Raw genomic sequence first — 26,017 nt, forward strand, 5'->3', positions numbered from 1 at the left:
TTTTTGAAACCGGTATGCCTAGCGCTGCCGGTTTCATCTGTTTTCAGCCTCAATCCATCCTTATATTGAGAGCTGAAAATGACGCAGGTGAAACGGACCGCTTTTAAAGTGACGCCTTTTCCTGTAAATACCGCTTTTAACAAACCGCAATCGAAAGGCCTTGCGGACGATGTTCCAACAATCGCATGACGAAACTTCCTTTATGCTGGACGATGATACGTTGCATGAAGAGTGTGGTGTATTTGGTATTCTCGGCCATGAGGACGCGGCAGCGCTGACAGCGCTTGGTCTGCACGCCCTTCAGCATCGCGGACAGGAAGCCGCCGGTATTGTTTCCTACCACAACCGCCGCTTCCATTCGGAGCGCCATATGGGGCTGGTTGGAGATCACTTCACCGATGCTTCGACGCTCAATCGTTTGCCCGGCGATCGCGCCATCGGCCATGTGCGTTATTCCACCACCGGCGAAACAATCCTGCGTAATGTGCAGCCACTTTTCGCAGAGCTGGAAGTTGGCGGCATCGCCATTGCGCATAACGGCAATTTCACCAATGGCATTACGCTGCGCAAGCAGCTGATCGCGTCCGGTGCCATTTTCCAGGCAACATCGGACACCGAAGTTGTGCTGCATATGATCGCTCGTTCGCGTCAAGCTTCCTCGAGCGCGCGTTTTGTCGATGCAATCCGTCAGGTCGAAGGCGGTTATGCCATGTTGGCGCTAACGCGCACGAAGCTGATTGCGGCGCGCGACCCGGTTGGCATTCGTCCCCTCGTCATGGGAGAACTCGACGGCAAGCCGATCTTCTGCTCGGAAACCTGTGCTCTCGACATTATCGGCGCGAAATATATTCGCGACGTGGAAAACGGCGAAGTCATCATCTGTGAAATCCAGAAAGATGGCTCGATCACGACTGACTGCATCAAGGCCGAAAATCCGCAGCCGGAACGCCTTTGCTTGTTTGAATATGTCTACTTCGCACGTCCTGACTCGGTTGTTGGCGGTCGCAGCGTTTATGTTGCGCGCAAGAACATGGGCATGGAACTGGCGAAAGAATCGCCAATCGAAGCTGACGTGGTTGTCCCTGTGCCGGATGGCGGCACACCTGCAGCCCTTGGTTTTGCACAGGCCAGCGGCATTCCGTTTGAGTATGGTATCATCCGCAATCACTATGTCGGTCGTACCTTCATTGAGCCGACGCAGCAAATCCGTGCGCTTGGCGTTAAGCTCAAGCACTCTGCCAATCGTGCGATGATCGAAGGCAAGCGCGTCGTTCTGGTGGATGATTCCATCGTGCGTGGAACCACTTCGGTCAAGATCGTTCAGATGATCCGCGATGCAGGCGCCAAGGAAGTGCATATTCGCGTTGCAAGCCCGATGATCTTCCATCCAGACTTCTACGGCATCGACACACCGGACGGTGATAAGCTGCTGGCGAACCAGTATGACAGTCTCGAAGCGATGTGCCGCTATATCGGTGCAGATTCGCTGGAATTTCTGTCAATCGATGGACTTTACCAGGCCGTTGGTGGACAACCTCGTGATCCGAAGGCGCCCGCCTTCACCGATCACTACTTCACGGGTGAATATCCAACCCGTCTTGTCGATCAGGAAGGCGAAAGCAACGTTCACACGTTGTCGCTTCTCGCTTCTAACGGCTGATCGATAGTCTTCACGCAGGCGGCCCAAAAGGCCGCCTGTTTCATGTTCCAGCACGAAATTGGGGGTAGAATGACAACTGACCTTAAGGGCGACCTTACGGGCCGTATTGCCTTGGTAACAGGTGCATCACGCGGTATTGGATATTTTCTTTCGCTTGAGCTTGCAAAGCGCGGCGCTCATGTGATCGCCGTTGCACGTACTGTTGGTGGTTTGGAAGAACTTGACGACGAAATTCGTAAGATCGGTGGCACCAGCACGCTCGTTCCGCTCGATATTACCGATATGGAAGCGATTGATCGTCTCGGCGGCTCCATTCATGAGCGCTGGGGTAAACTCGATATTCTGGTTGCAAATGCTGGCGTCCTTGGCACGATTTCCCCCATCGGCCATGTCGAAGCCAAGACATTTGACAAGGTTATGAATGTCAACGTGACCAGCGTATGGCGCCTCATCCGCACCACAGACCCGCTGCTGCGTGCATCTGATGCTGGACGTGCAATCCTGCTCTCATCAGGTGTTGCTCACTCCTGCCGCGCATTCTGGGGCCCTTATGCCGCCTCCAAGGCCGCAGTCGAAGTGATGGCGCGTTGCTGGGCGGAAGAAGCCAAGCAGATGAAGCTCAAGGTCAACTCAGTTAATCCAGGCGCAACCCGCACCGCCATGCGTGCGCAGGCAATGCCGGGAGAAGATCCGGAAACTTTGCCAACACCACAGTCAGTCGCCGAGAAGATCGTCAAACTAGCCGATCCGAACCTTGATGTTACCGGCAAGCTTTACGATGTGCGTCAGGATCGCTTCCTCGACTATCATATGCCGTCCTGATTTTTGCAGATCCGGCCTTGCACGATGCCAAGGCCGGACTTATCCTTTCTAGAGCATTTACTGTTTTGATTGAGTTATTGGAAATGCTCTATCTATTTATTTCTACGCGCATCTTTTTCCGAAAACCGCTTCGCACTTTTCGGGATGCGCTCTAAATATTCCGCTCCTGCCGACCTTTCTGGCCCATTTTTAAAACGGACCTTCCCCCCAGACAAGACTGTACCTTCGCGCGCTTATGCACGCGTACATTCCCATTTTACTGGAGGACCAATGTCTCACGACTATCAGCGCTTTATCATTATCAGTGGCGGACCCGGATCAGGCAAAAGCACACTCATCGATGCTCTGGAGAAACAGGGCTTCGCACGCAGTGTCGAAGCAGGTCGCGCCATTATTCAGCATCAGGTAGAAATCGGCGGGAAAGCACTGCCATGGGCAGATCGCGCCTTGTTTGCGGAACTGATGCTTTCATGGGAGATGCGCTCTTACGATCTTGCCGGCAACAACGAAGGACCGGTGTTCTTTGATCGCGGTGTGCCTGATGTTATCGGCTATCTCACGCTTTGTGGATTGCCGGTGCCTGAACACATTCGGCAAGCAGCGTCCACGATTCGATATAACAGAACGGTGTTTCTCGCTCCACCATGGGCAGAAATTTTTGATCAGGACGCCGAGCGCAAACAGGACTTCGATGAGGCGAAACGCACATTTGATGCGATGGAGCAGACATATCAGCAGTTTGGATATGAAATCGCGCTCCTGCCGAAATCAACGGTTCAGGAGCGCGTAAATTTTATTCTCCAAAACGTACCGTCAGACTTCTTCTGACGGCTCGTTTTCATGAGCGGCCTTCTTATCGGCTGCTTCACGACGGTTCCATGCCAGCAGACTAAGCGGCAGAAAGGCAACATAGGCTAGCGCTGTCAGTGTCAGCGTGTGCCATGTGAAGCTCATCAGAAATGCCACATAAATCACCACCATGAGGATCAGCGGCATGACGATGTCGCGGCGCACGAGGCTACCGGCGGACTTGCCGCTATAAACCGGCAAGCGGCTGACCAACAGAAAAGCAATGGCAACTGTGTAGATCGCAACACCGAAAGCCAGCCCCTTGCTGGGTGTCAGCCCAAGGAAGCCCAGATAGACGGGCAACAGAACCAACATGGCACCTGCTGGTGCAGGCACACCGATGAAGTAATTGCTCTGCCATGCAGGGCGGTTCGGGTCTTCCAGCATCACGTTGAAACGGGCAAGACGCAGGCAGCAGGCAATGGCGTAGAGCAGCGCCGCAATCCAGCCGAAGGAACGCGCCTGATCAAGTACGAAAACATAAAGCACCAATGCAGGCGCGACGCCAAAATTGACAATATCAGCCAGCGAATCCATCTGCTCACCGAATTTCGACGAGCCTTTCATCATGCGAGCGACGCGCCCATCAATACCGTCTAGAAACGCCGCGATCAGCACCATCGTTACCGCGAGTTCAAAGCGGTGCTCAAATGCCAGACGAATGCCAGTCAGGCCTGCACAGATGGCAAGAACCGTGATGACATTCGGAATTACGATGCGCAGAGGAATCTGCGACAGTCTTGGGCCGCGGGATGAATCCACGCGGCCATTAGGCTCGAAGGGTGGGAATGGTGTTTCCATCGGCTCAGGCGATCCGCACCACAGGTTCAAAGCGTTCGCTACCGAATTCCGCAAGAACCGTTTCGCCAGCCACAGCGGTTTGGCCGACAGCAACGCGAACCGATGCACCGGCTGGCAGATAAACATCAACGCGTGAGCCGAAACGGATCAAGCCGAAGCGCTCACCGACCGAGAGATTGTCGCTTTCGCGTGACCAGCAGACAATACGGCGGGCAACCAGACCTGCGATTTGTACAACGCCGACCTTGCCGTTTGCACTGTCGATGAGAACGGAATTGCGCTCGTTTTCGGTGCTGGCCTTATCAAGTTCTGCATTGAGGAACTTGCCCGGGCGATGGAAGATCTTCTCGATACGACCACGCACTGGCGCACGATTGATGTGAACGGAAAACACGTTCATGAACACCGACACGCGCATCAGCGGCTCTGCGCCGAGATCCAGCTCCGCTGGCGGCACTGCCGGGCCAACAAAAGAAACCTTGCCGTCAGCCGGGCTGATCACAAGATCGTCGGCGATTGGCGTCACACGCTCAGGATCGCGGTAGAAATAAATGCACCAGATGGTCAGAACGAGACCAATCCAGAACAGCGGGTTCCACAGCCAGCCCAGAATGAGCGAAACCACGAAGAAGCCCGCGATAAACGGATAACCTTCACGATGGATCGGCACGAAAGTGTTACGAATGGTATCAGACAGGCTCATCGTTTTTCCTTCTGGAACGCGGCATGTCTCGCCGACACACCATGCGTTCTAGTGAATTATATGCGCACCGCTTTGCCGAAAATCTCCCCTGATCAACGGCACGATGCGACGCTTGGCCCGGTTTTACCTCATCCCGTTTAAAATCGAAACGTATTTCGCAATTTATTCACGACTGTCAGGGTTCGTGATCATATACTAATCCAAAGCATTAAAATGCTGAGCATCAAGCTTTGAGAAATTCATCTACGCTCAGGCCTGACCAAACACCTATGAGCAAAGGTCACAGGTGTTTGGTTTAACAAGCAATTATTTACTCCGCAGCAGGCGCACCACGCGTGACAACGCCCATGTCGTCACTTTCGCGGACCTGACGCAGGCGTTCTTCTGCCTCATCAGCCTCACGCTGACGGTTCCACATCGAAGCATAAAGACCATCCTGCTTCAGAAGCGCCCTATGCGTACCACGTTCGGCAATCAGCCCTTCCTTGAGCACGATGATTTCGTCCGCACCAATAACCGTCGACAAACGGTGCGCGATCACCAGTGTTGTGCGGCCACGGCTGACGATATCGAGCGCCGACTGAATTTCTTGCTCGGTCGCAGTATCGAGTGCCGATGTAGCCTCATCCAGAATAAGAATTGGCGGCGCTTTCAGGATCGTACGAGCAATTGCCACACGCTGCTTTTCACCGCCTGAAAGCTTCAAGCCGCGTTCGCCAACCATCGCCTGATAGCCTTCCGGCAGATGTTTGATAAAGCCGGAAATCTGCGCCATTTCGGCTGCCTTTTCCACTTCCTGATCGCTCGCATCGGTGCGACCATAACGAATGTTATAGGCTATCGTGTCGTTGAACAGCACAGTATCCTGCGGGACCATGCCGATGACTTTGCGCAGGCTCTCCTGCGTTACATCGCGCACATCCTGCCCATCAATCGTCACCGAACCGGACTGAACGTCATAGAAGCGGAACAGAAGACGCGAGATCGTGGATTTACCTGCACCTGACGGACCGACAATCGCCACCGTCTTACCCGCCGGCACTTCAAAGCTGACACCTTTGAGGATCGGACGGTTGGCGTCATAGGCGAAATGCACATCGTTGAAGCGGATTGCGCCTTTGTCCACATCAAGCGGTTCAGCGCTTGGCTTGTCCTGCACTTCCTGCTGTACATCGAGGAGGTCGAACATCTGCTCAATATCAGTCAGGCCCTGACGGATTTCACGATAGATGAAACCGATGAAGTTGAGCGGAATGGAAAGCTGCATCAACATCGCGTTGATGAATACGAAATCACCAAGCGACTGCGTACCCGCCTGCACTTCGCGCGCCGACATCACCATGACAATGGCCATACCAACACCGAAAATCACAGCCTGACCAAAGTTCAGCCAGCCGAGCGAAGTCCAGGTTTTTGTCGCGGCATCTTCATAGCGCGCCATCGACGCATCGAAGCGCTTGGCTTCCATCGTCTCATTGCCGAAATATTTGACCGTCTCGAAGTTGAGTAGCGAGTCGATGGCCTTGGTGTTGGCATCTGTGTCGGAATCATTCATCTCACGACGAATATTGATGCGCCAGTCACTCGCCTTGATCGTGAACCACGTATAGGCCCATACGGTTGCAGCAACTACCAGCAAGTAGGAAAAGCCATAGGCGAAGGCGAAAATCACCGCCGTCAGCGCAAACTCAAGAATGGTCGGCAACGTGTTGAGGATCGTGAAACGAACGATCGTTTCAATGCCCTTGGTGCCGCGCTCGATCACGCGTGAGAGACCACCCGTGCGTCGCTCCAGATGGAAGCGGAGCGAAAGCTGGTGCATATGCACGAAGGTTTTATAGGCAAGCTGACGCACCGCATATTGGCCGACACTGGCAAACAGCGCATCGCGAAGCTGATTGAGTCCCGCTTGAATAATCTTGGCCGCATTATAGGCGAGCACCAGCATGACCGCGCCGGTAAGGATCAGCGGAATGTAATCGGGCGCTGAAAGCTGTCCATTCAGTGCATTCGTCACCCATTTGAAGAAATAGGGAACAAGGATCAGAACGATCTTGGAAATCACCAGATAGAACGTCGCCCAAACCACGCGCATGCGCAGATCAGGGCGTTCAGATGGCCACATATAGGGCCAGAGATTTCGCAATGTTTTGAACGTTTCGCCGGAATCGGCAGAAACAGTTTTGGGGGAACTCATGATGTTTCTTTCAAATCAGACAGTTTTTTCGCAGCAGCCATTTCGAAAGGCTGCGAGATGCGAACGAATGATGGACAATTGCTGCCAGTTGACGCTGTAGCGTGAAGTCTGGCGGTCGGGCCGATAGTCGATAAGGCCGGCCTGTACGAGAACCTTGAGATGCTGCGATACCGTGGACTGAGCGAGGTCGAGACGGCCGACAATATCCTTGCAGCAGCAGGCATCTTCAAGAATCAGCTGCCGGAGAATGTGAATGCGAACGGGATGACCGAGCGCTGCATAAATACGCGCCGCAAGGTCGTCGTCTACGCCCGGAAAAACATCGGGCATTGTCTCGAGTGAAATATTCATCGTAAATCGACGATATACGATTATACTCAAAAAGGCAAGATAACGCAGCATCCTTTCTAAAGGACACTGCGTTCACAAAACAGATATTGCCGATTTATATCAGTTTGCGGAATCCTGCAGTCGGCGCTGCACTTCGTCATCACCGAGCGGCTGTTGTGGCATTACAAAGACCTGCCCCGGCAAGATCAGGTCAGGATTACGAATCTGATCGCGGTTCGCGAGATAGATCGTCGTGTATCGTGTACCCTGACCATATGTTCGCTTCGAAATCGTCCAGAGATTATCACCCTTGCGGATGATCACAGAGCCTTCCACCTTCTGCAAAGGTGTGGCGCTGGCTGCTTCTCCCGCACTGGAGTTCTGATCGCCAGTTCCCGATGCAACAGCCGAAACATTCTCGCCAGCTTCGCGGCGGAAAGGCACGCGCGCTGTGGCAATCACACGAGAAGAGCTATCGAGAAGATCAGCACGAATAATGTAGTCGCCCACTGCGAGGGGCTTCTGGCTCTGCACCAGAAAACGACCTTCCGGCGAAATCGGGCTGGCACCAAGCATGATATCATTGGCGTTCACAACAACGCTGTTTCCATCCTTCGGACCATTGGCCTTACCTGCAACAAAGACCCTGTCCCCTTCAATCTCGACAGCCTCGATGGCAATCGGCGCATCGGGATCAGGCTTAGCCTGCGGCGCGGTTTCGGTAGGAGCTGCATCCGGCGCGGTTGCAGCGGTCGTTTGCTGAGCTGGGGCTTCTGGCTTGGTGATCAGGCGACTGGCCTGGCCCGGCTCTTCAACGAGTGCCAATACTTGACCGTTGCTATTATCGGGAACGGAAACAATCGCAGTTTGCGCAGAGGTTGCAACATTGCCGCCCTCACCGCCAGCACGCAGCACCAACTGGTGATCGCCCGGTTCGAGCGGCTGATCGAGAACGATAGCGAAGTCGCCGTTTTCACCGGCCTTAGCCGTCCCCAGCACCTTGGAACCGGAAATGATTTCGATGGCGGCATTCGCAGCAGCCTGACCGGCAATTACGACAGAACCATCTGTTTCTACGCGCAGAATATCGAAGACCGGAACTTTCGCTTCTTTCGGCGCTTCTTTTGCTGCCTCTGGCGCAGGCTGTTCAGTCGATTGCTGCGGCTGAGCATCGGCTGGTTTTTCTGACTCTTGTGTTGCAGCGGGCGTTTGCGTCTCAGCAGACTTTGGCAAACTGCCGGTTTCAGGAGCCTTTGCAGCAACGTCCGAATCCGACGTAACAGCCTGCTCTTTCAGAGAATTCCAATAATACGCGCCCCCGCCAAGAACGAGGACGAGAAGAACACCGATAACCCCATATCTATAGTTTTGCATTCGGCCCGAAACCCACAAGAGATAAATTAACCTCCGGGTTTATCGCTTTTTTCTGCACCTCACAAGAAGTTGAGCCGAATTGCGAGCGCTATCCGAATGATTATTGCTGTGAAATTACTCTTCCTTGCAGCTGATCGGCTTTTCTTGTTCCGGATCATCCATCAGATTATACAAATCCGCAGTTTCACCTTTGGTCCACCAGACGTAAATCCCGCCCGCATATTTAGCACCGGAACCGGAAAGGACGTTGGCTGCGATAACCGAGTTATCTTCCATTTCAAGCTCAACAAGCGAGTTATCACCCGCATTGTAATAGGTTGCAGAAACATTCTGATCACCGCATTTGTAGAGCACTGAATTTACAGTCACATCAATATCGTCAGGGAGCTGGATCGTGATCTCACCTGCCGATGCATTCGATGCAGCCAGCGAAAGACCTGCCAACAAAATCCATTTCTTCATGCCATCGAACTCCCTGTCAAAATTTTACCTTTCCAGAGTTATAGGTCTGGCTTGAAAAGTCTAGCCAAAGCTTGACGCTCAAACGCCAAAGGCGCACAAGAAATCATGTCTGAGATTCGATCCATTTGTGTTTATTGCGGCTCTTCAACGGGCTTAAATCCAATCTATCGTGAAGCAGGTTTGACGCTCGGTCGTTCCCTTGCAGAACACGGCATTCGCCTTGTTTATGGCGGCGGCACGCGCGGCATCATGGGCGCGGTTGCGCAGGGTGTGATGGAAGCTGGTGGCGAAGTCACCGGCATCATCCCGACATTCCTGCTCGACAAGGAAGCAAGCCTTGAAAAGGCGCAGGAGCTGACCGAACTCATCATCGTCGGCGACATGCACGAGCGCAAGCATCTGATGTTCCAGAAGTCTGACGCTTTCGTCACCCTTCCCGGCGGTATTGGCACGGTTGAAGAAATCGTGGAAATGATGACATGGGCGCAGCTTGGCAAGCATCGCAAACCGATGGTCTTCGCCAATATCAACAATTTCTGGCAGCCAATGCTCACATTGCTTGAGCACATGACAAATGAGGGCTTCCTGCACACAGCGCATCAGGTGAAGCCGCTGGTGATCGATCAGGCCAAAGATATCGTGCCTGCGATTCTCGCTGCCAATGGCCGCGTGCATGAAGGCGATCCAAAAATCATCGAAAAGATGTAATCACCGCACTGAACTATTACGCGTGATTGAAGAACAAGGGCGGAGCGATCCGCCCTTCATTATATCCGGGAGGGCTTGATGAAAACGATTGGATTGATTGGCGGGATGAGCTGGGAAAGCTCGCAGGAATATTATCGCATCATCAATCAGGAAATCCGTGCAAGGCTTGGTGGCACGCATTCGGCCAAAAGCCTGATGTGGTCGATGGATTTTGCTGAAATCGAGCATCTCCAGCATCAGGGCAAATGGGACGAACTGACAAAGCTGATGATTGAAGCCGCGCAAAACCTTGAAAAAGGCGGCGCAGATTTCATCCTCATCTGCACCAACACCATGCATAAAATGGCCGCTGACATTGAACGCGCCACGTCGATCCCGCTTGTGCACATTGCAGACCCGACTGCAGAAAAGATAAAAGCCCAAGGCCTCTCCAAAGTAGGCCTTCTCGGCACCGCTTTCACGATGGAGCAGGATTTCTACAAAGGCCGCCTCGCCTCCAGGCATGGGCTTGAAGTTTTGACGCCCGACGATGCCGACCGCAAAACCGTGCATGACATCATCTATCAGGAACTGGTTGTAGGCGAAGTGCGCGATGCCTCACGCGAAAAATACCGCGCGGTGATCCAGCGTCTGGTCGAGCGCGGCGCGGAAGCGATCATCCTCGGCTGCACCGAAATCATGCTGCTGATTGGCCAAAACGACAGCCCCGTGCCAGTGTTTGACACGACACGGCTGCATGCGGAAGCGGCGGTTGATTGGGCTTTGGGATAGATTTGATTAGTATCTTCCTGCAAGAACCGTTCATAACCATCAAAATATTCAAAACATGAGCTTATGATGCAATTTTTCAGACAAACTCATAATCAAACATTGAAATTATAATAACCGCCCATAAAGGTTCTCAAAGAATGATTTTCTTATATTGGGGGCCATAAATTGAAAATAGACAAACATACCATTGGTTTTGCGTTAGATCATATTACCCAAAATGGCGACACAGATATATTTCCATTTCCTTTTGAACTAAAGTTTTATAAAAATAAAAGAGAAAGCATTATTGATGCGCTAGCAAATATAGATGTTAGTAATCATTCTCCGCTGAGCCTCATAGAATCTCTTATTCCGAAGACTAGGTATGGCTTTCGTGTAGCTCATCAACCCTACCCGAGTGATACCATTATTTTTACTGCTTTAGTGTGCAGCATATTTGACGAAGTAGAAAAAGCCCGAACACCCGTTGAGGATGGCCACGCTTTTTCCTATCGTAAAAATCCAGCAACCGACGGCCCTCTATTTATTCCAGATCGCAACTTCCGAGAATGGCAAGCAAATTTCTCGAACCTATTATTACTTGAGGATTTTGATTACGCCATCAGAACGGACATTTCTGATTTTTACATGCGCATATATCGGCATAGATTAGAGAACATCCTAGTTAGCCTCTCTGGAAAGACGGCTACGGTAAAAAAAATAGAAAAATTCCTAAGTATTTGGCGAGGCGGACAATCCTTTGGAATACCCGTCGGCATGGATGCAACACGTCTACTTGCGGAGGCAGCACTACATGACATGGATATGGCGTTAATTTCAGAAGGTTATTGGCATTCTCGATATGTTGATGATATGGTCATACTAACTAGAGAAAATCAAAGTCATTATGCTGCACTTGCTTTCTTAGCCAAGCACCTCACCGAAAATGAAGGGCTTTCATTAAATAACCAAAAAACTAACGTTGTTCCTTGGAAGAATTTCTTAGATAATTTATCTCCTCCAGAGTCAGAAGCGACAGAAAAGTCGGAATGGGCGATAGAGCGTCTTTTTTGGGCAGCTTATGCAAATGACGAATTAGATGAAGAAGCATTAGATCTTTTAGTAACTAAAGATCTCGTGAAAGAATTAGAGACACTCATTTCTGAACAATATTGGGATATGGGAGCAATTAGAATCGTTCTGCACGCAATGCGATTAACGGCCAATGAATCAATAGCCAAGTATGTTCGAGATAATTTAAATATACTACTTCCTTTTGCAAAAGATATCTGTCTACTGTTGGAACATTTTACCCTGAATGGAATAGCTGGTTTTGAAAATATATCTGGAGAACTTGTTCAGCTAATACTATCAGAAAGCATGAGGCCACTCGACTGTGGACGCGCGTGGTTTTTAGAACTCGGTGTCCGAGATATAGTTCAGTACACTCCTGCAGACATCAGAAGACTGGACGGCTTAACTGGAACATTGGATATTCGCCAAATTCATCTCCTTAGGTGGAGAATAAAAGACGTAAATTACTTCCGATCAAAGAAGTCGCGTGTCAACGAAATTCAATCATGGGCACAACCATCGTTCATATACGGCGCAAGCTGCTTGCCCAAAGATGAATACTCACATTGGGTGAGAAGCTTAAAAAGCCGTCTACAATTCCCTCTGGCGAAGGAATTCTGTGACTGGTGCCTTGAGAGTTACGGCAATGATCTACTAAAATCCCAAAAGCAAGACCCTACATAAGACGACTACTTCTTCACCAACGTCGCCACGGCTTCGACGTGTGGCGACCAGAGGAACTGGTCAATCGGCGTGACGCGGGTGATGCGGTAGCCGCCCTTCACCAGAATGGCGAGGTCACGCGCCAGCGTCACCGGGTTGCACGAGATCGCGACAACCTTCTCCACCTTGGATTTAGCCAGTTCCAGCGCCTGTTCTTCTGCACCCGCGCGCGGCGGATCAAAAACCACCGCATTGTAAGGCAGCAGTTCTTTTGGCATCAGCGGACGGCGGAAGAGGTCGCGGCGTTCGACTGAGACAGGCTTCAAGCCCTGCACATGGCGGATACCGCGATCAAGCGCCGCCAAAGCTGCTGCATCGTTTTCGATCGCGTGGACCGCGCTCTTTTCTGCAATGCGCAGCGCGAATGTGCCCACGCCACAGAACAGGTCTGCAACGCGCTTGGCCTTGCCAAGATGCGCCTGTACGAGCGATACCATCGCTTCTTCTGCATCGACCGTTGCCTGCAAGAAGCAACCCGGCGGAACAGGAACCGGCACTTTGCCAAAATGAATGACAGGCTTCTTTGGTTCGACGATGATTTCGCCTTCATGCGACAGGCGCGCAAAATTCTTTTTCATCATAAGCGCGGTCAGTGCGCGGCGCTGCTCGTCGCTCAGCGTACCGCAGCCGCTTGCTGCCAGATCAAGGCCCGATGCGGTTACGGTTGCCGCTAGTTTGAACGGCTTGGAACCGGGCGCAATCAGCGCGCCCACTTCGCGCAGATCATCAAGCCGCGAGATGATTTCCGGCACCGTGACGGCGCATTCGACAATATCGATGATCTCGTGGCTCTGATGGCGATTAAAGCCGAGCAGCACGCCCTTTTCCGTCTTGCGCGCGGCAAAGGTTGCGCGGCGGCGCGACTGTGGCTGGCAAGCGACCAGCTCATCGACTTCAACCTCAAGGCCCCTGCCCTTTAAGGCTGAAACCACCAGCTCGCGCTTCCATGCGCGGTAAGGTTCATCCTGCCAATGCTGAAGCGCACAGCCACCGCAATCTTCAAAATGCTGGCAGGCTGGGTCCTTACGCTCAGCGGAGGCTTCAAGCAGTGCCATCACTGTCGCGCGGTTCTTATCGCGCGCCACATTGGCCACTTCGCCGGGCAGTGTGAAAGGCACAAAGAGCTGACCATCGGGAAGATTGGCGACGCCATCGCCGCCCGCACCCATCGAGCGGATTGTTACTTGCCCAGTTGCTGGCGTCGTCATAGATCTTTCTTTCCTGCCAAGAGATATTCACGATTGCCGTCACCGCCCTGGATGGGTGACGGGCAAAGGCCGAGCGCGCGCCAACCGGGCTGCGTCTCAAGCCATGATTTCAATTCTTCCGCAATGCGTTCGCCGTCTTTCGGGTCACGCAAAATGCCACCTTTGCCGATGGCTTCGCGCCCGGCTTCAAACTGCGGCTTTACGAGAAGCGCGCAGATAGCATCTTTTTGCGCCAAGGCCAATGCCGGTGGCAAAGCGAGTTTCAACGAAATGAAGCTCACATCCGAAACAACGCAGCCAATATCGCGGCCATCAAGGTGGCTGAAATCCAGCGCACGGGCATTGACGCCCTCCTTGTTGGTCACACGCGGGTCATTGCGGAGGCTTTCGTGCAACTGATCATGCCCAACATCAATGGCGATGACATGATTGCTGCCGCGCTCCAGAAGCACTTGTGTAAAGCCGCCGGTCGATGCGCCAATATCCAGCGCGGTCACGCCCTTCACATCGAGATGGAAATGATCGAGTGCCGCGAGCAGTTTCAGTGCGCCGCGCGAGACATAGGCGCTTGCGGGATCATCGACGCTCAGTTCTGCTGAGCGCAGAACATTTTGCCCCGGCTTGGTGACGGGCTTGCCGTCAACCTTCACCGTGCCGCGCTGAATGGCGTCACGCGCACGCGAGCGCGTGGCGAACAACCCGCGGTCAACCAGCAACTGGTCAAGACGCGGGCGATTATCCAATGATGCTTCGCTCATCAATCAGGCGCGGAAAGGTGTCGCGATTTCTTCGCGGCCCAATGCTGCAAAGACCGTATGCACGATGCCAGCGCGGTCAAGACCGGCATTGGCATACATGACTTCCGGCTTGGCGTGATCCTGATAGGTATCTGGCAGGGTCAGTACGCGCACCTTGAGGCCACGGTCCAGCAGACCATCGGTCGCCAGGAATTGCAGCACATGGGCAGCAAAGCCGCCCGCAGCGCCTTCTTCAATCGTGACGAGCACTTCATGCTCACGCGCCAAACGGCGGATGAGATCATGATCAAGCGGCTTGGCAAAACGTGCATCGGCAACCGTGGTAGAAAGGCCAGCAGCGGCCAGTTCATCAGCGGCGCCCAAGCATTCCTGCAAGCGCGTGCCAAATGACAAAAGCGCCACCTTGGTGCCTTCGCGCACGATGCGGCCTTTGCCGATTTCGAGCACAGAGCCACGTTCCGGCAGTTCCACGCCGACACCATCGCCACGCGGATAGCGGAAAGAAATCGGGCCTTCATCATATTCCGCCGCCGTGCGCACCATATGGCGCAGTTCGGCTTCGTCAGACGCCGCCATCACCACAAAGCCCGGAAGCGCCGCAAGGAAGCCAGTGTCAAACGAACCTGCATGGGTTGGGCCATCGGCACCCACCAGACCAGCACGGTCGATGGGGAAACGCACGGGCAGGTTCTGGATCGACACATCATGCACGACCTGATCATAGCCGCGCTGAAGGAAGGTCGAATAAATCGCACAGAATGGCTTATAGCCCTCAGATGCCAAGCCCGCAGCAAATGTCACCGCATGTTGCTCGGCAATGCCCACGTCAAAGACGCGTTTCGGGAAGACTTCGCCAAAGAGATCAAGGCCGGTTCCGGTCGGCATGGCTGCCGTAACAGCGACGATCTTGTCGTCGTGACGCGCTTCTTCAATAAGGCTTGTGCCGAAAATCTTGGTATAGCTTGGCGCATTTGCCGGTGGCTTCGACTGCTTGCCAGTGATGACGTCGAATTTGTTCACGCCATGATATTTGTCGGCAGCAGCTTCGGCAGGCGCGTAGCCCTTGCCCTTTTGCGTTACCATATGGATCAACACGGGGCCGTCCTGCGTGTCACGCACGTTTTTCAGGATCGGCAGCATATGGTCGAGGTTGTGACCATCAATTGGCCCGACATAGTAAAAGCCAAGCTCTTCAAACATCGTGCCGCCGGTGAAGAACGCACGCGTAAACTCTTCCGACTTGCGCGCCTTGTCCTGCAAAAACTTCGGCAGTTTCTTGGCAACCTGCTTTGCGGCCTCACGCACACTGCGATAGGTCTTGCCAGAAACCAGACGCGCCAGATAGGCGCTCATGGCACCTGTCGGCGGGGCAATCGACATGTCATTGTCATTGAGAATGACGATGAGGCGCGCATCAAGTGCACCGGCATTATTCATCGCTTCATAGGCCATGCCAGCCGACATGGAGCCATCGCCGATGACCGCAATCACATTGCGCTTTTCGCCAGAAAGATCCGCGGCAACAGCCATGCCAAGACCTGCCGAAATGGAGGTCGAGGAATGCGCGGCACCGAATGGATCGTATTCGCTTTCAGCGCGCTTGGTGAAACCAGACAGACCGTTTTCCTGACGCAGCGTGCGGATGCGGTCGCGGCGTCCGGTCAGGATTTTATGCGGATAGGCCTGATGGCCGACATCCCAGATGATGCGATCATGCGGCGTGTTAAAGACGTGATGCAGCGCAATGGTCAGTTCCACCACGCCAAGCCCCGCCCCCAGATGTCCACCAGTGGTGGAGACCGCATCGACCAGTTCGGCGCGCAGTTCTTCCGCAAGCTTTGGCAAATCCTGTTCCGGCAATTCGCGCAAGGCATCAGGCGTTGGCACCTTGTCGAGCAGCGGGGTAATGGGTCGGGACATTGAAACAACCTGTTTCTGGTAAGATTTTGGTTTGTCGGTATAGCAGCATTATACGCAGATCAAGCGGACCAAAGATCACATTGTGCCCAGCGAGACATGTTGTCCTATGCGGCGGCTTTTTGTTTTGTCGCATTATCCAACGCAAAACCGCTTCGCACTTTTACTGGACATGCTCCATCATTCCGGCAAAGGTATGAATTCTTCTTCATCGCCCGGCACAATATCAAAGCGTCCAGTGCGCCATTCCTCTTTGGCCTGTTCAATACGCTCTTTGGAAGACGAAACGAAATTCCACCAGACATATCGCTTGGAACCAAGTGCGGCTCCACCAAATAGCATAAAGTGCGCGCCGTCAGGGCCAGCCTGCACCACGATATCATCACCCGGACGGAAAGCCAGCAGGCGGTCCGCTGGAAACACATCGCCGCCAATGCCGACATTGCCGCGCAGCGTATAGATAGCACGCTCTTCCGTAGTCGGCGGGATATGAAAGCGCCCTCCAGGCAACACTTCAATATCGGCATAAAGTGTCTCTGCGTGCTGGATCACCGGCGATGAAACGCCATGCAGCGAGCCGATAATCAAACGCCCGTTAAACTCGCGATCTTCCATCAGTGGCAGATCGGGCGAATTGGTATGATAAAAATGCGGATCGGCTTCTTCAAATTGTTCCGGCAGCGCAAGCCATGTCTGCACGCCGGAAATCGACAGCGGACCATTGCGTTCTTCTTCAGGCGAACGCTCGGAATGGACAATGCCACGACCTGCCGTCATGAGGTTCACATCGCCCGGCTTGATCACCATTTCCGTGCCGAGGCTGTCACGATGGCGGATATGACCATCGAAAAGATAGGTCACGGTAGATAGGCCGATATGCGGATGCGGGCGGACATCAAGCGCATCGCCATCCTTTAAAACTGCAGGTCCCATGCGATCAAAGAAAATGAAAGGCCCAACCAGACGCCTGCGTACGGTCGGCAAAGCTCGACGCACTTCCAGCCCTCCAATATCGCTCGTACGCGGAATGACCAGAGTTTCGATTGCATCTACGGAAGTCTTGTCGCCAAGAACCGGATCAGGACAAGGGAAAAAACTCATCGGACTGCCACCAAATAAAAGCGCACCGGCAAGCCGTTTGCCGGTGCGTGATGTAGAAAAATAAGACCGTATTAGCGATTGTGCAACAGGCGCGACAATTCGTTTGTGTCTGGCACCTGTCCGTTGGTCGTGAGCTTATCCACCAGCCCCGGAAGAACCTGCGATAGCTGATTAAGCAATTCCTGCTGATCAATCCCTGCATGAGCAGCGATTTCACTCAACGTCTTCTGGCCGAGTGCGTCTCCGAGCTGACCCGGTTCAATCTGATGATTGCTGCCCTGCCCAACCCAGGAATCCACCTTATCGCCAAGACCTGCCTGTTTGAGCTGATCGAGAAGACCGCCTAAGCCGCCGCCAAGTGGACCGGGAGCAGTCGGTGCGGAAGCTGCACCGCCACTTGCGAGCGCACCACCCAGCAAACCACCGAGGCCACCCAGAATACCGCCAAGCAGACCGCCACCGTTATCCGCCTGCTGAGGAGCAGACTGGTCTGGAATGGAAGCTGGCTGTTCAGGCTCCTCACTATGCCCTTTCAGCATCTTGCCGACCAGAAGCGCACCGAGCGCGATCAGAACCGGCTTGGCAAGGCTGCCGCCGGGGATCGGCGAATTGTTGGAATTGTCGTCATAACTTCCCATCACACGATACTCCCTGTTGGTCGCTGTGGTTTTCTCACACGCGATAAGTTAAGGTGAAATAAGTTTCCGCCTTTGACAAGCATTATACCTTGCCAAATCGAAACTATTGTGAAAATTTTCTAACTGTCTGATGCAAAACCTTATTTTCGCAATCGGAGATATTAGATGTCTGTAATAAGCTGGATTATATTAGGCTTGATTGCCGGCTTCATCGGCAGCAAAATCGTCAATAAAAGCGGTCAGGGAGTGTTTTTCGACATTGCTTTGGGCATTGTCGGAGCAATCGTTGGCGGCGTTCTTTCTTCCGCTCTTTTCGGTCGAGGCGTCACAGGCGCATTTGATCCAATGAGCCTGATCATTGCAATTATCGGTTCCATTATCGTCTTGTGGGCTTACCACAAGATCACCGGCAAGCGTTCCATCGGCTAACAAAACCAACTATAGTGCTTAGGCTCCGGTTCGCGCCGGAGCCTTTTTATGTTTAGCGTGGTTTCCGAATGAGCTTTATTGAGCCTTATATCGCCGCCTATGGCGCGCTGGCCCTTTTCGTCATCGTCTATTTCGAGTCTTTTGGCGCACCGCTTCCCGGTGAAAGCGCATTGATTGCAAGTTCGCTCTTAGCGCTGCATGGCACACTCAATATCGAGATGGTCATTCTGGCGGTGTTTGTTGGTGCGGTTTTAGGTGATTGCACCGGCTATGCGATTGGACGCTTTGGCGGGCGCGCGCTCATTCTGCGATACGGGCACTACGTGAAACTGACGCCGGAGCGTCTCGATAAATTCGAGAAAATGTTTGAGAGCAAGGGTATCTATGTGGTCGCGACAGCGCGCTTTGTCGTCCTGCTTAGACAATTAAACGGCATTGTCGCAGGTTCCATGAAAATGAACCCTATGCATTTTTTGGCTGCCAATGTGATTGGCGCTGCAGGTTGGACACTTGTCTGGGGACTAGGGCCCTATCTCCTGAGCGGCGTGCTTGCGCCCTACGCCGCCCAGCTCAAGGCGATGTTTTAAGTCTGAGATTTATTCAGCGTCGAGCGGTTCTGTACCCGCTGGCTGACCGTCACGGCCAATGCGAATTTTCTCGACCTTGTCTTCTGCAGATTTGAGCAGCGTATCGCAATGCTTCTTCAGCGCTTCGCCACGCTCATAGATGCGGATGGATTCTTCCAGCGGCACATCGCCCCGCTCCAGATCATCGACGATCTTCTCAAGCTGCTTCAAGGCATCCTCAAAGCTCATAACTGCAATGTCGGTGTTGGACGGTTCGGTTACCATGGTTTATCCTTTCAACAGCCGCGTAATATGAGAAGACGCGGACTGCGACAAGCCCTCAAGATCATATCCACCTTCAAGCACACTCACCAGTCGGTGATTGCAGAACCGTTCAGCACGTTCCATGAGCTTGCCCGTCGCCCAATCGAAATCCGATTCATCGAGATTGATCTCGGCAAGAGGATCGCGGAAATGCGCGTCGAAGCCAGCCGAAATAAGGATCAAATCTGGCCGGAAGTTGTCCAAAGCAGGCAATACACGACTATTAAATGCCTCGCGAAATTCCCGGCTGCCGGTATTGGGCGAAAGCGGAGCATTGACGATGTTACCGACACCCACCTCATCTTTCCGGCCTGTGCCCGGAAAAAGCGGAAACTGGTGCGTCGAACAGTAAAGAACGCTCGGATCATCTTTGAAGATATCCTGCGTGCCGTTGCCGTGATGCACATCCCAATCGACGATTGCGATACGCTCCGCACCATGATTGCGCTGCGCATGACGCGCTGCGATAGCAACATTGTTAAACAGGCAGAAGCCCATTGCCGTTGACAGCTCGGCATGATGACCGGGCGGGCGTGAAGCGACAAAGACGTTATCAGCTTTCCCGGAAAACACATCATCGACAGCAGCATTTGCGCCACCAATGGCTAGCAATGCTGCTTCCCAGCTTTTCGGGCTCACATAGGTATCGACGCCAAGCTTGTTGATCGGTTGCGGCGCTTCCTCATCGTCTATGCCATCGGGAATTTGCTTACGGATTTCGTCGACATAGCTTTCAGGATGCACGAGCAGGATGGCATCTTCTGATGCCATCCGCGCTTCCACACGGTCGAGACGGTAGAAATCCGGTCCTTCCAGCTCGCTCATCAGCGCACGAATGCGGTCGGGCCGCTCGGGATGTCCGGGCGGCACGATATGTTCAAGATAGGTAGGATGCCAGTAAAGCCGTGTTGTCATTGCGATCCTGTAGCATCTTTAGCCGACAACACTGTGTCAGATGATTTCGGTGCGGGCGATATTGATGCCGAAACCTTCAAGACCAACATAATGGCGCTCACGCGAAGCCAGCAACACAATTGACGTAATCCCGAGATCCTTGAGAATCTGCGCACCTAGACCGATCTGGCGCCATTCTTCTTCGCGAGCAACAGCTTCCGCATGGGCTTCGTGTTCGCCAAGCAGCGCTTCACGCGCACGCGCATCGCGGTGATCTGCACGAACCCCGACAGAACCTTCGCGCAGATAAACCAGAACGCCACGACCTTCCTTGCCCATACGCTTCATAATCGCGTCGAGATTGTTGCCACTGCTGCCGAAAACATCATTGATCACGTCTTCGCGGTGCAGACGGACAGGCACTTCTTCGCCATCACGAATATCGCCAAAGACAACAGCGACATGCTGCATCGGTTCCCAAGGCAATTCGTAGGTATAGGCATGGGCTGGGCCTGCACAGGTTTTCACTGGCGCGTCGCTGATGCGCTTGACCAGCGTTTCCTTGCGCTGACGATAGGCGATGAGATCAGCTACCGTAACGCGATGCAGCGTGTGCTTTTCAGCAAATGCCGTCACATCAGGGCCACGCATGACTGTGCCATCATCATTGATCAATTCGCAGATCACGCCAATTGGCGGGAGATTTGCGAGCTTGCAGAGGTCAACAGCTGCTTCCGTATGGCCGGAGCGCATCAACACACCGCCTTCGCGGGCGATCAGCGGAAAAATATGGCCAGGACGCACAAAATCCGAAGCACCGGCATTCGGGTTTGCGAGATTGCGTACAGTGAGCGTGCGGTCTTCAGCCGAAATGCCAGTGGTGGTGCCGTGGCGATAATCAACAGTGACCGTGAAAGCCGTTGTGTGAGCGGACTCATTTTCCGCTACCATCGGCGCCAGATTAAGACGCTTGGCTTCATCACGCGTCATTGGCGTGCAGACGATGCCCGACGTGTAACGAACGATGAAGGCCATCTTTTCCGGCGTGCAGTGAACGGCTGCAACGATCAGATCGCCTTCGTTCTCGCGCCCATCATCATCCATGACCACAACAATTTCGCCACGCTCAAAAGCGCGCAGCGCATCAACGACCTGTTTCTGATTATAGCTCATTTCAGCCTCAATGGTTGTACCACAGCTTCAGTTGAAAACCGGCCCTCAGTTCCTGAAACTGAACTTTCTATTTTTTAGATACGTCCCGTCTGTCCACGATGGCGCAGATAGTGATCGGCAATTGCGCAAGCGACCATCGCTTCGCCAATCGGCACAGCGCGAATGCCCACGCAAGGATCGTGGCGTCCTTTGGTCATCACATCCACTTCCTTGCCGTCCTTATCAATGGACTTCCGCGGCGTCAGGATCGATGACGTCGGCTTCACTGCAAAGCGTGCCACCACGGGCGCACCGGTTGCAATACCACCAAGCACGCCGCCCGCCTGATTTGACAGGAACATCGGCTGACCGTCATTGCCGATACGCATTTCGTCGGCGTTTTCTTCGCCTGTCAGGCGTGCAGCCTCAAAGCCGTTGCCAATTTCGACGCCTTTCACGGCGTTGATCGACATCAGCAGGCTGGCAATATCCTGATCAAGCTTACCATAGATCGGCGCACCAATACCGGCAGGCACGCCATCTGCGACGATTTCAATAATCGCGCCGATGGAAGAGCCATTTTTACGGATGCCATCCAGATAGTCGGCGAAAACCTCCACAGAACCAGCATCCGGCGTGAAGAATGGATTGTTATCGACTTCGTTCCAGTCCCAGCGCGAACGATCAATGTCGTGCACGCCCATCGAGACGAGCGCACCACGCACCTGCAAACCCGGAACAACCTTACGAGCAATTGCGCCAGCCGCAACGCGGGCTGCGGTTTCGCGTGCCGAGGAACGACCACCGCCGCGATAATCGCGAATGCCGTATTTGACGTCGTAAGCATAATCGGCATGGCCAGGACGATACTGCTTTGCAATATCACCATAATCCTTGGAGCGCTGATCGGTGTTTTCGATCATCATCGAAATCGGCGTGCCAGTGGTGGTCATGGTGACACCATCGTCGCCCAGAAGCACACCGGAAAGCACACGAACCTGATCCGGCTCGCGACGCTGGGTCGTATATTTCGACTGACCCGGCTTGCGCTTATCGAGATAGGACTGAATTTCGGCTTCGGTAAAGGTGATGCCGGGAGGGCAACCATCCACGACACAACCTAGCGCAATCCCATGGCTTTCGCCCCAGGTGGTTACGCGAAACAGATGACCGAAACTGTTATGAGACATGAGCTAAGCCTGATTACGGAGCGCCTTTGCCGGCAAGATATGGGCCGGTTTTATTGGCCTTTTGAGCAACGGTCAAATTATAGCTGGGATTAGCCACATACCGTTCGCAAAATTTCCATCGGATCATCCACATACCGCATTCTTTTTGACACATTCCGTCGGCTAAAATGCGCCCACAATCAAGTTGCGCCCTTTAGTTTCAGCCCATACTGTCGGCTCATACAAACTTTGAGGGAAGCAATTGCGCAAAATGCAATTCGTGTCGAATCAGTCAGTTGACGGTCGGGCACTCAAAAGGAGGATGACACCCATGCAGTATATTGTGGGACTGCTCTTCATTATTGCCTCGCTCTTTTCGACCGTTGCCATGGCGGATGATGTCGAAGGCAAGATCACCGGCATCAATCAGGATAAGGAAACAATTACACTGGATGACGGCAAGACCTATAAGTTGCCGGGAGAGTTTGATTATTCCGCTATTAACAAAGGCATGAAGGTCATCATTCTTTATGATGAAGCCGACAACACCCGGTTCGTAACTGATATCCAGGAAGCGCCATAAGATCAGCTTACCGCAAGCACTAGACCCGTGTCGTATTGGCGAACGAAATCGACGCGGGTTCCATTCCAGTGATAGCTGTAATGCCGACCCTGAACCGGAATCGTTATAACATTCGGCCAGAAAATCCCGATACAAGAGCCACCGCGCATCCGCACACTTGGCCAGAGAAGTCCGTTACTTCCCGCTGCGCGCAGATCTTTTCCCTCAGTATGTGAAGCCCCATAGTCAACCGGATCAAGCACGCCCGGTACTTTCCTCACATCGTCCAGTTCCCGTTCGACGCTGCCAATCAGCACCCGAAAATCGGAAGTCCAGCCGGGTTCTTCATTGGTTGCCCGCATGAATTTTTCATGGTGATGGATGGTTTCCGCCACCGCCACATCTTCACGATCAGCGGCATAATAAATACCGTAGCTGCCATCGCTGAAACGCCCCGGACGGGTTGTCGAGCAATGTACGAAAGGCGCCATCACATAGGTTGCACCCTGCCCGGCAACGCGCCGATCAGCAGGCACCTTGCCAAGATCGCCTATTTCAAATCGAATGCGCGGGTTTGTCTTTTCCTCGACCGAAGCAAGGGCCTCCCAATCGCGCGGATCAGCGATATCTTCAAACAGGTCGATTGGCGGATGAATGGAGCGGATGATGCGGAAAGTCTGTGGCCAGTGAACATGTTGCTTTTGAGCCAGTCCGCTTACCATGCGCCGCGCTCCGCATTGAGCCATTCTCGCAGTGCAGCAAGATCTGAAATTTCACCACGCAACATGAGATCGAGCGCCGACAAACCGCCGAATGCGGCATTAGGCTTTCTGATCCAGGTGTAGCCACGCGTAGCATCGCGGAACATGTAGCGCAGGCCTTGGTGAATGCCCATAAGATGCGCCATACGCATCCGCAAGTCACGGTCGATGCGACCTATGCTCCCTTCTTTCCAGCGCGCCCATGTGCGCGGGGACATATCACCCAAAAGCGTACTGGCTTCCGTATCTGACAGTTTCCACGCCTTGAACAAATTGACCGTGGTGCGCGCCAATGCGCCCGCTTCTTCGTCGGTGATTACCTTCGACAGATTGCCCGCAGGCGTTATGCTGATTGGCTGAAGCTCCATGGCATACCTTCCTTATGGCGGAAAGATAGCATAATTTTGCCAAATGGCAAGAAGTCGGAAATTCACGCGCTTATTCGGCGCGAAGCCATCCAGTGCGAATAACATTTGCCCACTCTTCCCTGCCTGCCTTCTCAGCAAGCAAAACCATTCGAGATGGGTCATATGGGATACTGCGGAATGTAACACGCCAATTCCCTGCATCATCATCGATTACGGCATAAGACGCATTCGGCGTTCCGGTCTGCACAATATGTGGCACGGGCTGATCGTCATCATAGCCGGGACAGCCAACGCTGCCGGGATTGACGATCTGGCGACCATCGCTCAACCGCACAACGCGCGGCGTATGCGTATGACCGCAGAGGATCAGTGATGCGGCAATGCCTTCGGCTTCCGCTTCAATCTGCTTTTTCGGCCTCAGCACGACATCGCCAGTAGCAGTCACAGTTTCGAGCCAGTAAGTCGTGTCACTCGTGGGCGTGCCGTGGCTCAGAAAAATGCGGCCATCTGCGAGAACTTTGGTTGCGGGCATATCTCGCAGCCAGGCAAGATGCCGCTCTTCCAGCTGGTCATAGGCAACGCGATCAGATGGGCCCATGTCTTCGACGGCTTTTTCAACCAGCCAACGGTCATGATTGCCACGAATTGCAATCATCTCACGCACCATCAGCATATCCGCTGTTTCGCGCGCAGCGAGCGGTCCACTTAAATGATCGCCGAGATTGATAATGGTTTGGATATTCAGGGCATCAATGTCAGCAAGCACGGCTGCCAGCGCATCACTGTTGCCATGAATGTCAGCAATAACCGCAAAGCGTTTGAATGACATGAACACTCGCTAGGTAGGGCTTTTCAACGACCGCAACAACGCAGCACATCGATACCAAAAGCTACCCGGCTTTTAAGAGCAGTTCCAGTTAATATTGAACCGTTGGAACCGCTCTATCTCTTTGTTTTTACGCATTATCCCTATGCAAAATCGCTTCGCACGTTTGCTGGAAATGCTTTAAACCCAATCAAGCTTGCCGTTTTCGAACTTCAATATCTTGTCCTGCGGGATGGAGATATTTGCAGCATCGTGGCCGTCGATATCACCATAGAGATAAAACAGGGTGCGAATGCAGCCGCCATGCGTCACACAGACGGTTGGCCATTCGACCGCCTCAACCCAGCGCCCGATGCGCTGCGAAAGACGCATATAGCTTTCAGCCGTTTCGCCCGGCGGGATGAAGTTCCACTTATCGCGAGCGCGCGCTTGCACAAGGTCATCACGCTCCTTGGCAATATCTTCCATCATGAAGCCTTGCCAATCGCCGAAATTCACTTCCATAAGCTGCGGATCAGTGCGGAAATCATATGGGTCGAGACCCATGCGCAGGCGAATGCGCTCCATTGTTTCGCGTGTGCGGCGCAGCGGGCTTGCAACGAAATCATAACCGGCACCGTCGCCAATCAGCGACTTTAGCATATCGCCGTTACGGTCTGCCTGGGTACGTCCATGGGCGTTGATATCAATATCAAGCTGCCCCTGAATGCGCTGCGAGACATTCCAATCCGTCTCACCGTGACGCGAAAAGTAGATGATCTCCCGAGCCAAAGCGTTACCTCTATCTGCCGCTAAATGATTTTCTGGCGCACATTATGCTAGTGCCCATTCTTTGGATAACCTTCCCGCTGACGGAAAGACAAAACAAAAATCCCGAAAAGTCGGTCAACT

The 26,017-nt window shown here is 53.3% G+C and carries 28 protein-coding genes; 9 read left to right on the plus strand and 19 right to left on the minus strand.

What is annotated here, in order from left to right:
* The first annotated feature begins 169 nt into the window (after nt 1-169).
* The 3 genes from purF (at nt 170) to QSJ70_RS20820 (ending at nt 3,310) form a co-directional block, all read left to right on the plus strand.
* Complete coding sequence (gene purF / locus QSJ70_RS20810; RefSeq protein WP_079211579.1) at nt 170-1,660, plus strand: amidophosphoribosyltransferase; 1,491 nt, start codon at nt 170-172, stop codon at nt 1,658-1,660.
* 69 nt (nt 1,661-1,729) lie between these two features.
* A complete protein-coding gene (locus QSJ70_RS20815; protein ID WP_112813337.1) occupies nt 1,730-2,482 on the plus strand; it encodes an SDR family NAD(P)-dependent oxidoreductase in 753 nt (250 codons plus the stop codon).
* A 270-nt stretch (nt 2,483-2,752) separates the two neighbouring features.
* Nucleotides 2,753-3,310: an AAA family ATPase gene (locus tag QSJ70_RS20820; RefSeq protein WP_285539246.1), complete on the plus strand. Its 558-nt coding sequence runs from the start codon at nt 2,753-2,755 to the stop codon at nt 3,308-3,310.
* Here the strand turns inward: QSJ70_RS20820 and pssA are convergent.
* The 6 genes from pssA to QSJ70_RS20850 all read right to left on the minus strand — a co-directional run bounded on the left by pssA (nt 3,296) and on the right by QSJ70_RS20850 (nt 9,198).
* A complete protein-coding gene (gene pssA, locus QSJ70_RS20825) occupies nt 3,296-4,132 on the minus strand; it encodes a CDP-diacylglycerol--serine O-phosphatidyltransferase (protein WP_285539248.1) in 837 nt (278 codons plus the stop codon). The two genes, QSJ70_RS20820 and pssA, sit on opposite strands and share 15 nt — an antisense overlap.
* A gap of 4 nt (nt 4,133-4,136) precedes the next feature.
* Nucleotides 4,137-4,835, minus strand: a complete 699-nt coding sequence (locus QSJ70_RS20830) for a phosphatidylserine decarboxylase (protein WP_285539251.1) — start codon at nt 4,833-4,835, stop codon at nt 4,137-4,139.
* A gap of 310 nt (nt 4,836-5,145) precedes the next feature.
* Nucleotides 5,146-7,032 (minus strand): ABCB family ABC transporter ATP-binding protein/permease, encoded by a 1,887-nt coding sequence (locus QSJ70_RS20835; RefSeq protein ID WP_105518242.1) that lies wholly within the window; start codon nt 7,030-7,032, stop codon nt 5,146-5,148.
* A 15-nt stretch (nt 7,033-7,047) separates the two neighbouring features.
* Nucleotides 7,048-7,383, minus strand: a complete 336-nt coding sequence (locus QSJ70_RS20840; RefSeq protein ID WP_285539253.1) for an ArsR/SmtB family transcription factor — start codon at nt 7,381-7,383, stop codon at nt 7,048-7,050.
* Nucleotides 7,384-7,482: 99 nt separating this feature from the next.
* A complete protein-coding gene (locus QSJ70_RS20845) occupies nt 7,483-8,736 on the minus strand; it encodes an Ig-like domain-containing protein (protein WP_285539255.1) in 1,254 nt (417 codons plus the stop codon).
* Nucleotides 8,737-8,850: 114 nt separating this feature from the next.
* On the minus strand, nt 8,851-9,198 hold the full coding sequence (locus QSJ70_RS20850; RefSeq protein WP_285539257.1) for an MliC family protein: 348 nt from the start codon (nt 9,196-9,198) through the stop codon (nt 8,851-8,853).
* 105 nt (nt 9,199-9,303) lie between these two features.
* Between QSJ70_RS20850 and QSJ70_RS20855 the strand changes: the two genes are divergently transcribed.
* The 3 genes from QSJ70_RS20855 to QSJ70_RS20865 all read left to right on the plus strand — a co-directional run bounded on the left by QSJ70_RS20855 (nt 9,304) and on the right by QSJ70_RS20865 (nt 12,414).
* A complete protein-coding gene (locus QSJ70_RS20855; protein ID WP_200635419.1) occupies nt 9,304-9,906 on the plus strand; it encodes an LOG family protein in 603 nt (200 codons plus the stop codon).
* 78 nt (nt 9,907-9,984) lie between these two features.
* Nucleotides 9,985-10,677, plus strand: a complete 693-nt coding sequence (locus QSJ70_RS20860) for an aspartate/glutamate racemase family protein (RefSeq protein ID WP_285539262.1) — start codon at nt 9,985-9,987, stop codon at nt 10,675-10,677.
* Nucleotides 10,678-10,842: 165 nt separating this feature from the next.
* Nucleotides 10,843-12,414: an RNA-directed DNA polymerase gene (locus QSJ70_RS20865; RefSeq protein ID WP_285539263.1), complete on the plus strand. Its 1,572-nt coding sequence runs from the start codon at nt 10,843-10,845 to the stop codon at nt 12,412-12,414.
* Between the two features lie 5 nt (nt 12,415-12,419).
* On the opposite strand, the gene QSJ70_RS20870 is transcribed toward QSJ70_RS20865, so the two are convergent.
* The 5 genes from QSJ70_RS20870 to QSJ70_RS20890 form a co-directional block, all read right to left on the minus strand.
* Nucleotides 12,420-13,661, minus strand: coding sequence for a class I SAM-dependent RNA methyltransferase (locus QSJ70_RS20870; RefSeq protein WP_285539265.1), 1,242 nt, complete (start codon nt 13,659-13,661; stop codon nt 12,420-12,422).
* Nucleotides 13,658-14,419, minus strand: a complete 762-nt coding sequence (locus QSJ70_RS20875; RefSeq protein WP_285539267.1) for a TlyA family RNA methyltransferase — start codon at nt 14,417-14,419, stop codon at nt 13,658-13,660. The genes QSJ70_RS20870 and QSJ70_RS20875 overlap by 4 nt, the downstream gene beginning before the upstream one ends.
* Before the next feature lie 3 nt (nt 14,420-14,422).
* Entirely contained in the window at nt 14,423-16,339 is a 1,917-nt protein-coding gene (gene dxs / locus QSJ70_RS20880) for a 1-deoxy-D-xylulose-5-phosphate synthase (protein ID WP_285539269.1), read from the minus strand.
* A 177-nt stretch (nt 16,340-16,516) separates the two neighbouring features.
* Complete coding sequence (locus QSJ70_RS20885; RefSeq protein WP_285539271.1) at nt 16,517-17,437, minus strand: pirin family protein; 921 nt, start codon at nt 17,435-17,437, stop codon at nt 16,517-16,519.
* A 71-nt stretch (nt 17,438-17,508) separates the two neighbouring features.
* Nucleotides 17,509-18,075 carry a YidB family protein gene (locus tag QSJ70_RS20890; protein ID WP_064320254.1) on the minus strand — a complete coding sequence of 189 codons (567 nt, stop codon included), beginning with the start codon at nt 18,073-18,075 and terminating at the stop codon, nt 17,509-17,511.
* A 165-nt stretch (nt 18,076-18,240) separates the two neighbouring features.
* Here QSJ70_RS20890 and QSJ70_RS20895 point away from each other — a divergent pair, with 165 nt between their 5' ends.
* Nucleotides 18,241-18,504, plus strand: coding sequence for a GlsB/YeaQ/YmgE family stress response membrane protein (locus QSJ70_RS20895; protein WP_007873766.1), 264 nt, complete (start codon nt 18,241-18,243; stop codon nt 18,502-18,504).
* Between the two features lie 68 nt (nt 18,505-18,572).
* Nucleotides 18,573-19,091, plus strand: a complete 519-nt coding sequence (locus tag QSJ70_RS20900; protein WP_064320253.1) for a DedA family protein — start codon at nt 18,573-18,575, stop codon at nt 19,089-19,091.
* A 9-nt stretch (nt 19,092-19,100) separates the two neighbouring features.
* Here the strand turns inward: QSJ70_RS20900 and QSJ70_RS20905 are convergent, their stop codons facing one another.
* The 4 genes from QSJ70_RS20905 to aroC all read right to left on the minus strand — a co-directional run bounded on the left by QSJ70_RS20905 (nt 19,101) and on the right by aroC (nt 22,630).
* A complete protein-coding gene (locus tag QSJ70_RS20905; RefSeq protein ID WP_007873761.1) occupies nt 19,101-19,355 on the minus strand; it encodes an exodeoxyribonuclease VII small subunit in 255 nt (84 codons plus the stop codon).
* Nucleotides 19,356-19,358: 3 nt separating this feature from the next.
* Nucleotides 19,359-20,309, minus strand: a complete 951-nt coding sequence (locus QSJ70_RS20910) for a histone deacetylase family protein (RefSeq protein WP_007873759.1) — start codon at nt 20,307-20,309, stop codon at nt 19,359-19,361.
* A 36-nt stretch (nt 20,310-20,345) separates the two neighbouring features.
* Nucleotides 20,346-21,461 (minus strand): 3,4-dihydroxy-2-butanone-4-phosphate synthase, encoded by a 1,116-nt coding sequence (gene ribB / locus QSJ70_RS20915; protein ID WP_007873757.1) that lies wholly within the window; start codon nt 21,459-21,461, stop codon nt 20,346-20,348.
* A gap of 74 nt (nt 21,462-21,535) precedes the next feature.
* Entirely contained in the window at nt 21,536-22,630 is a 1,095-nt protein-coding gene (aroC, locus tag QSJ70_RS20920; protein WP_007873754.1) for a chorismate synthase, read from the minus strand.
* Between the two features lie 310 nt (nt 22,631-22,940).
* Between aroC and QSJ70_RS20925 the strand changes: the two genes are divergently transcribed.
* A complete protein-coding gene (locus QSJ70_RS20925) occupies nt 22,941-23,192 on the plus strand; it encodes a DUF1344 domain-containing protein (protein WP_079211564.1) in 252 nt (83 codons plus the stop codon).
* A gap of 2 nt (nt 23,193-23,194) precedes the next feature.
* Here QSJ70_RS20925 and QSJ70_RS20930 read toward each other — a convergent pair whose 3' ends face one another.
* The 4 genes from QSJ70_RS20930 to QSJ70_RS20945 all read right to left on the minus strand — a co-directional run bounded on the left by QSJ70_RS20930 (nt 23,195) and on the right by QSJ70_RS20945 (nt 25,897).
* Nucleotides 23,195-23,893: an RES family NAD+ phosphorylase gene (locus QSJ70_RS20930; RefSeq protein WP_285539276.1), complete on the minus strand. Its 699-nt coding sequence runs from the start codon at nt 23,891-23,893 to the stop codon at nt 23,195-23,197.
* Nucleotides 23,887-24,300 carry an MbcA/ParS/Xre antitoxin family protein gene (locus tag QSJ70_RS20935; protein ID WP_285539277.1) on the minus strand — a complete coding sequence of 138 codons (414 nt, stop codon included), beginning with the start codon at nt 24,298-24,300 and terminating at the stop codon, nt 23,887-23,889. The genes QSJ70_RS20930 and QSJ70_RS20935 overlap by 7 nt, the downstream gene beginning before the upstream one ends.
* A gap of 70 nt (nt 24,301-24,370) precedes the next feature.
* A complete protein-coding gene (locus tag QSJ70_RS20940; protein WP_285539278.1) occupies nt 24,371-25,129 on the minus strand; it encodes a metallophosphoesterase family protein in 759 nt (252 codons plus the stop codon).
* A 177-nt stretch (nt 25,130-25,306) separates the two neighbouring features.
* A complete protein-coding gene (locus QSJ70_RS20945; RefSeq protein ID WP_007873745.1) occupies nt 25,307-25,897 on the minus strand; it encodes a histidine phosphatase family protein in 591 nt (196 codons plus the stop codon).
* Nucleotides 25,898-26,017: the final 120 nt, after the last annotated feature.

The organism is Brucella sp. NBRC 12950 (genome assembly GCF_030268145.1).
Taxonomy (GTDB): Bacteria; Pseudomonadota; Alphaproteobacteria; order Rhizobiales; family Rhizobiaceae; genus Brucella.

Coding starts and splice junctions, on each gene's coding strand:
- purF (WP_079211579.1), top strand. CDS start 170: ATGTTCCAACAATCGCATGACGAAACTTCCTTTATGCTGGACGATGAT.
- QSJ70_RS20815 (WP_112813337.1), top strand. CDS start 1,730: ATGACAACTGACCTTAAGGGCGACCTTACGGGCCGTATTGCCTTGGTA.
- QSJ70_RS20820 (WP_285539246.1), top strand. CDS start 2,753: ATGTCTCACGACTATCAGCGCTTTATCATTATCAGTGGCGGACCCGGA.
- pssA (WP_285539248.1), bottom strand. CDS start 4,132: ATGGAAACACCATTCCCACCCTTCGAGCCTAATGGCCGCGTGGATTCA.
- QSJ70_RS20830 (WP_285539251.1), bottom strand. CDS start 4,835: ATGAGCCTGTCTGATACCATTCGTAACACTTTCGTGCCGATCCATCGT.
- QSJ70_RS20835 (WP_105518242.1), bottom strand. CDS start 7,032: ATGAGTTCCCCCAAAACTGTTTCTGCCGATTCCGGCGAAACGTTCAAA.
- QSJ70_RS20840 (WP_285539253.1), bottom strand. CDS start 7,383: ATGAATATTTCACTCGAGACAATGCCCGATGTTTTTCCGGGCGTAGAC.
- QSJ70_RS20845 (WP_285539255.1), bottom strand. CDS start 8,736: ATGCAAAACTATAGATATGGGGTTATCGGTGTTCTTCTCGTCCTCGTT.
- QSJ70_RS20850 (WP_285539257.1), bottom strand. CDS start 9,198: ATGAAGAAATGGATTTTGTTGGCAGGTCTTTCGCTGGCTGCATCGAAT.
- QSJ70_RS20855 (WP_200635419.1), top strand. CDS start 9,304: ATGTCTGAGATTCGATCCATTTGTGTTTATTGCGGCTCTTCAACGGGC.
- QSJ70_RS20860 (WP_285539262.1), top strand. CDS start 9,985: ATGAAAACGATTGGATTGATTGGCGGGATGAGCTGGGAAAGCTCGCAG.
- QSJ70_RS20870 (WP_285539265.1), bottom strand. CDS start 13,661: ATGACGACGCCAGCAACTGGGCAAGTAACAATCCGCTCGATGGGTGCG.
- QSJ70_RS20875 (WP_285539267.1), bottom strand. CDS start 14,419: ATGAGCGAAGCATCATTGGATAATCGCCCGCGTCTTGACCAGTTGCTG.
- dxs (WP_285539269.1), bottom strand. CDS start 16,339: ATGTCCCGACCCATTACCCCGCTGCTCGACAAGGTGCCAACGCCTGAT.
- QSJ70_RS20885 (WP_285539271.1), bottom strand. CDS start 17,437: ATGAGTTTTTTCCCTTGTCCTGATCCGGTTCTTGGCGACAAGACTTCC.
- QSJ70_RS20890 (WP_064320254.1), bottom strand. CDS start 18,075: ATGGGAAGTTATGACGACAATTCCAACAATTCGCCGATCCCCGGCGGC.
- QSJ70_RS20895 (WP_007873766.1), top strand. CDS start 18,241: ATGTCTGTAATAAGCTGGATTATATTAGGCTTGATTGCCGGCTTCATC.
- QSJ70_RS20900 (WP_064320253.1), top strand. CDS start 18,573: ATGAGCTTTATTGAGCCTTATATCGCCGCCTATGGCGCGCTGGCCCTT.
- QSJ70_RS20905 (WP_007873761.1), bottom strand. CDS start 19,355: ATGGTAACCGAACCGTCCAACACCGACATTGCAGTTATGAGCTTTGAG.
- QSJ70_RS20910 (WP_007873759.1), bottom strand. CDS start 20,309: ATGACAACACGGCTTTACTGGCATCCTACCTATCTTGAACATATCGTG.
- ribB (WP_007873757.1), bottom strand. CDS start 21,461: ATGAGCTATAATCAGAAACAGGTCGTTGATGCGCTGCGCGCTTTTGAG.
- aroC (WP_007873754.1), bottom strand. CDS start 22,630: ATGTCTCATAACAGTTTCGGTCATCTGTTTCGCGTAACCACCTGGGGC.
- QSJ70_RS20925 (WP_079211564.1), top strand. CDS start 22,941: ATGCAGTATATTGTGGGACTGCTCTTCATTATTGCCTCGCTCTTTTCG.
- QSJ70_RS20930 (WP_285539276.1), bottom strand. CDS start 23,893: ATGGTAAGCGGACTGGCTCAAAAGCAACATGTTCACTGGCCACAGACT.
- QSJ70_RS20935 (WP_285539277.1), bottom strand. CDS start 24,300: ATGGAGCTTCAGCCAATCAGCATAACGCCTGCGGGCAATCTGTCGAAG.
- QSJ70_RS20940 (WP_285539278.1), bottom strand. CDS start 25,129: ATGTCATTCAAACGCTTTGCGGTTATTGCTGACATTCATGGCAACAGT.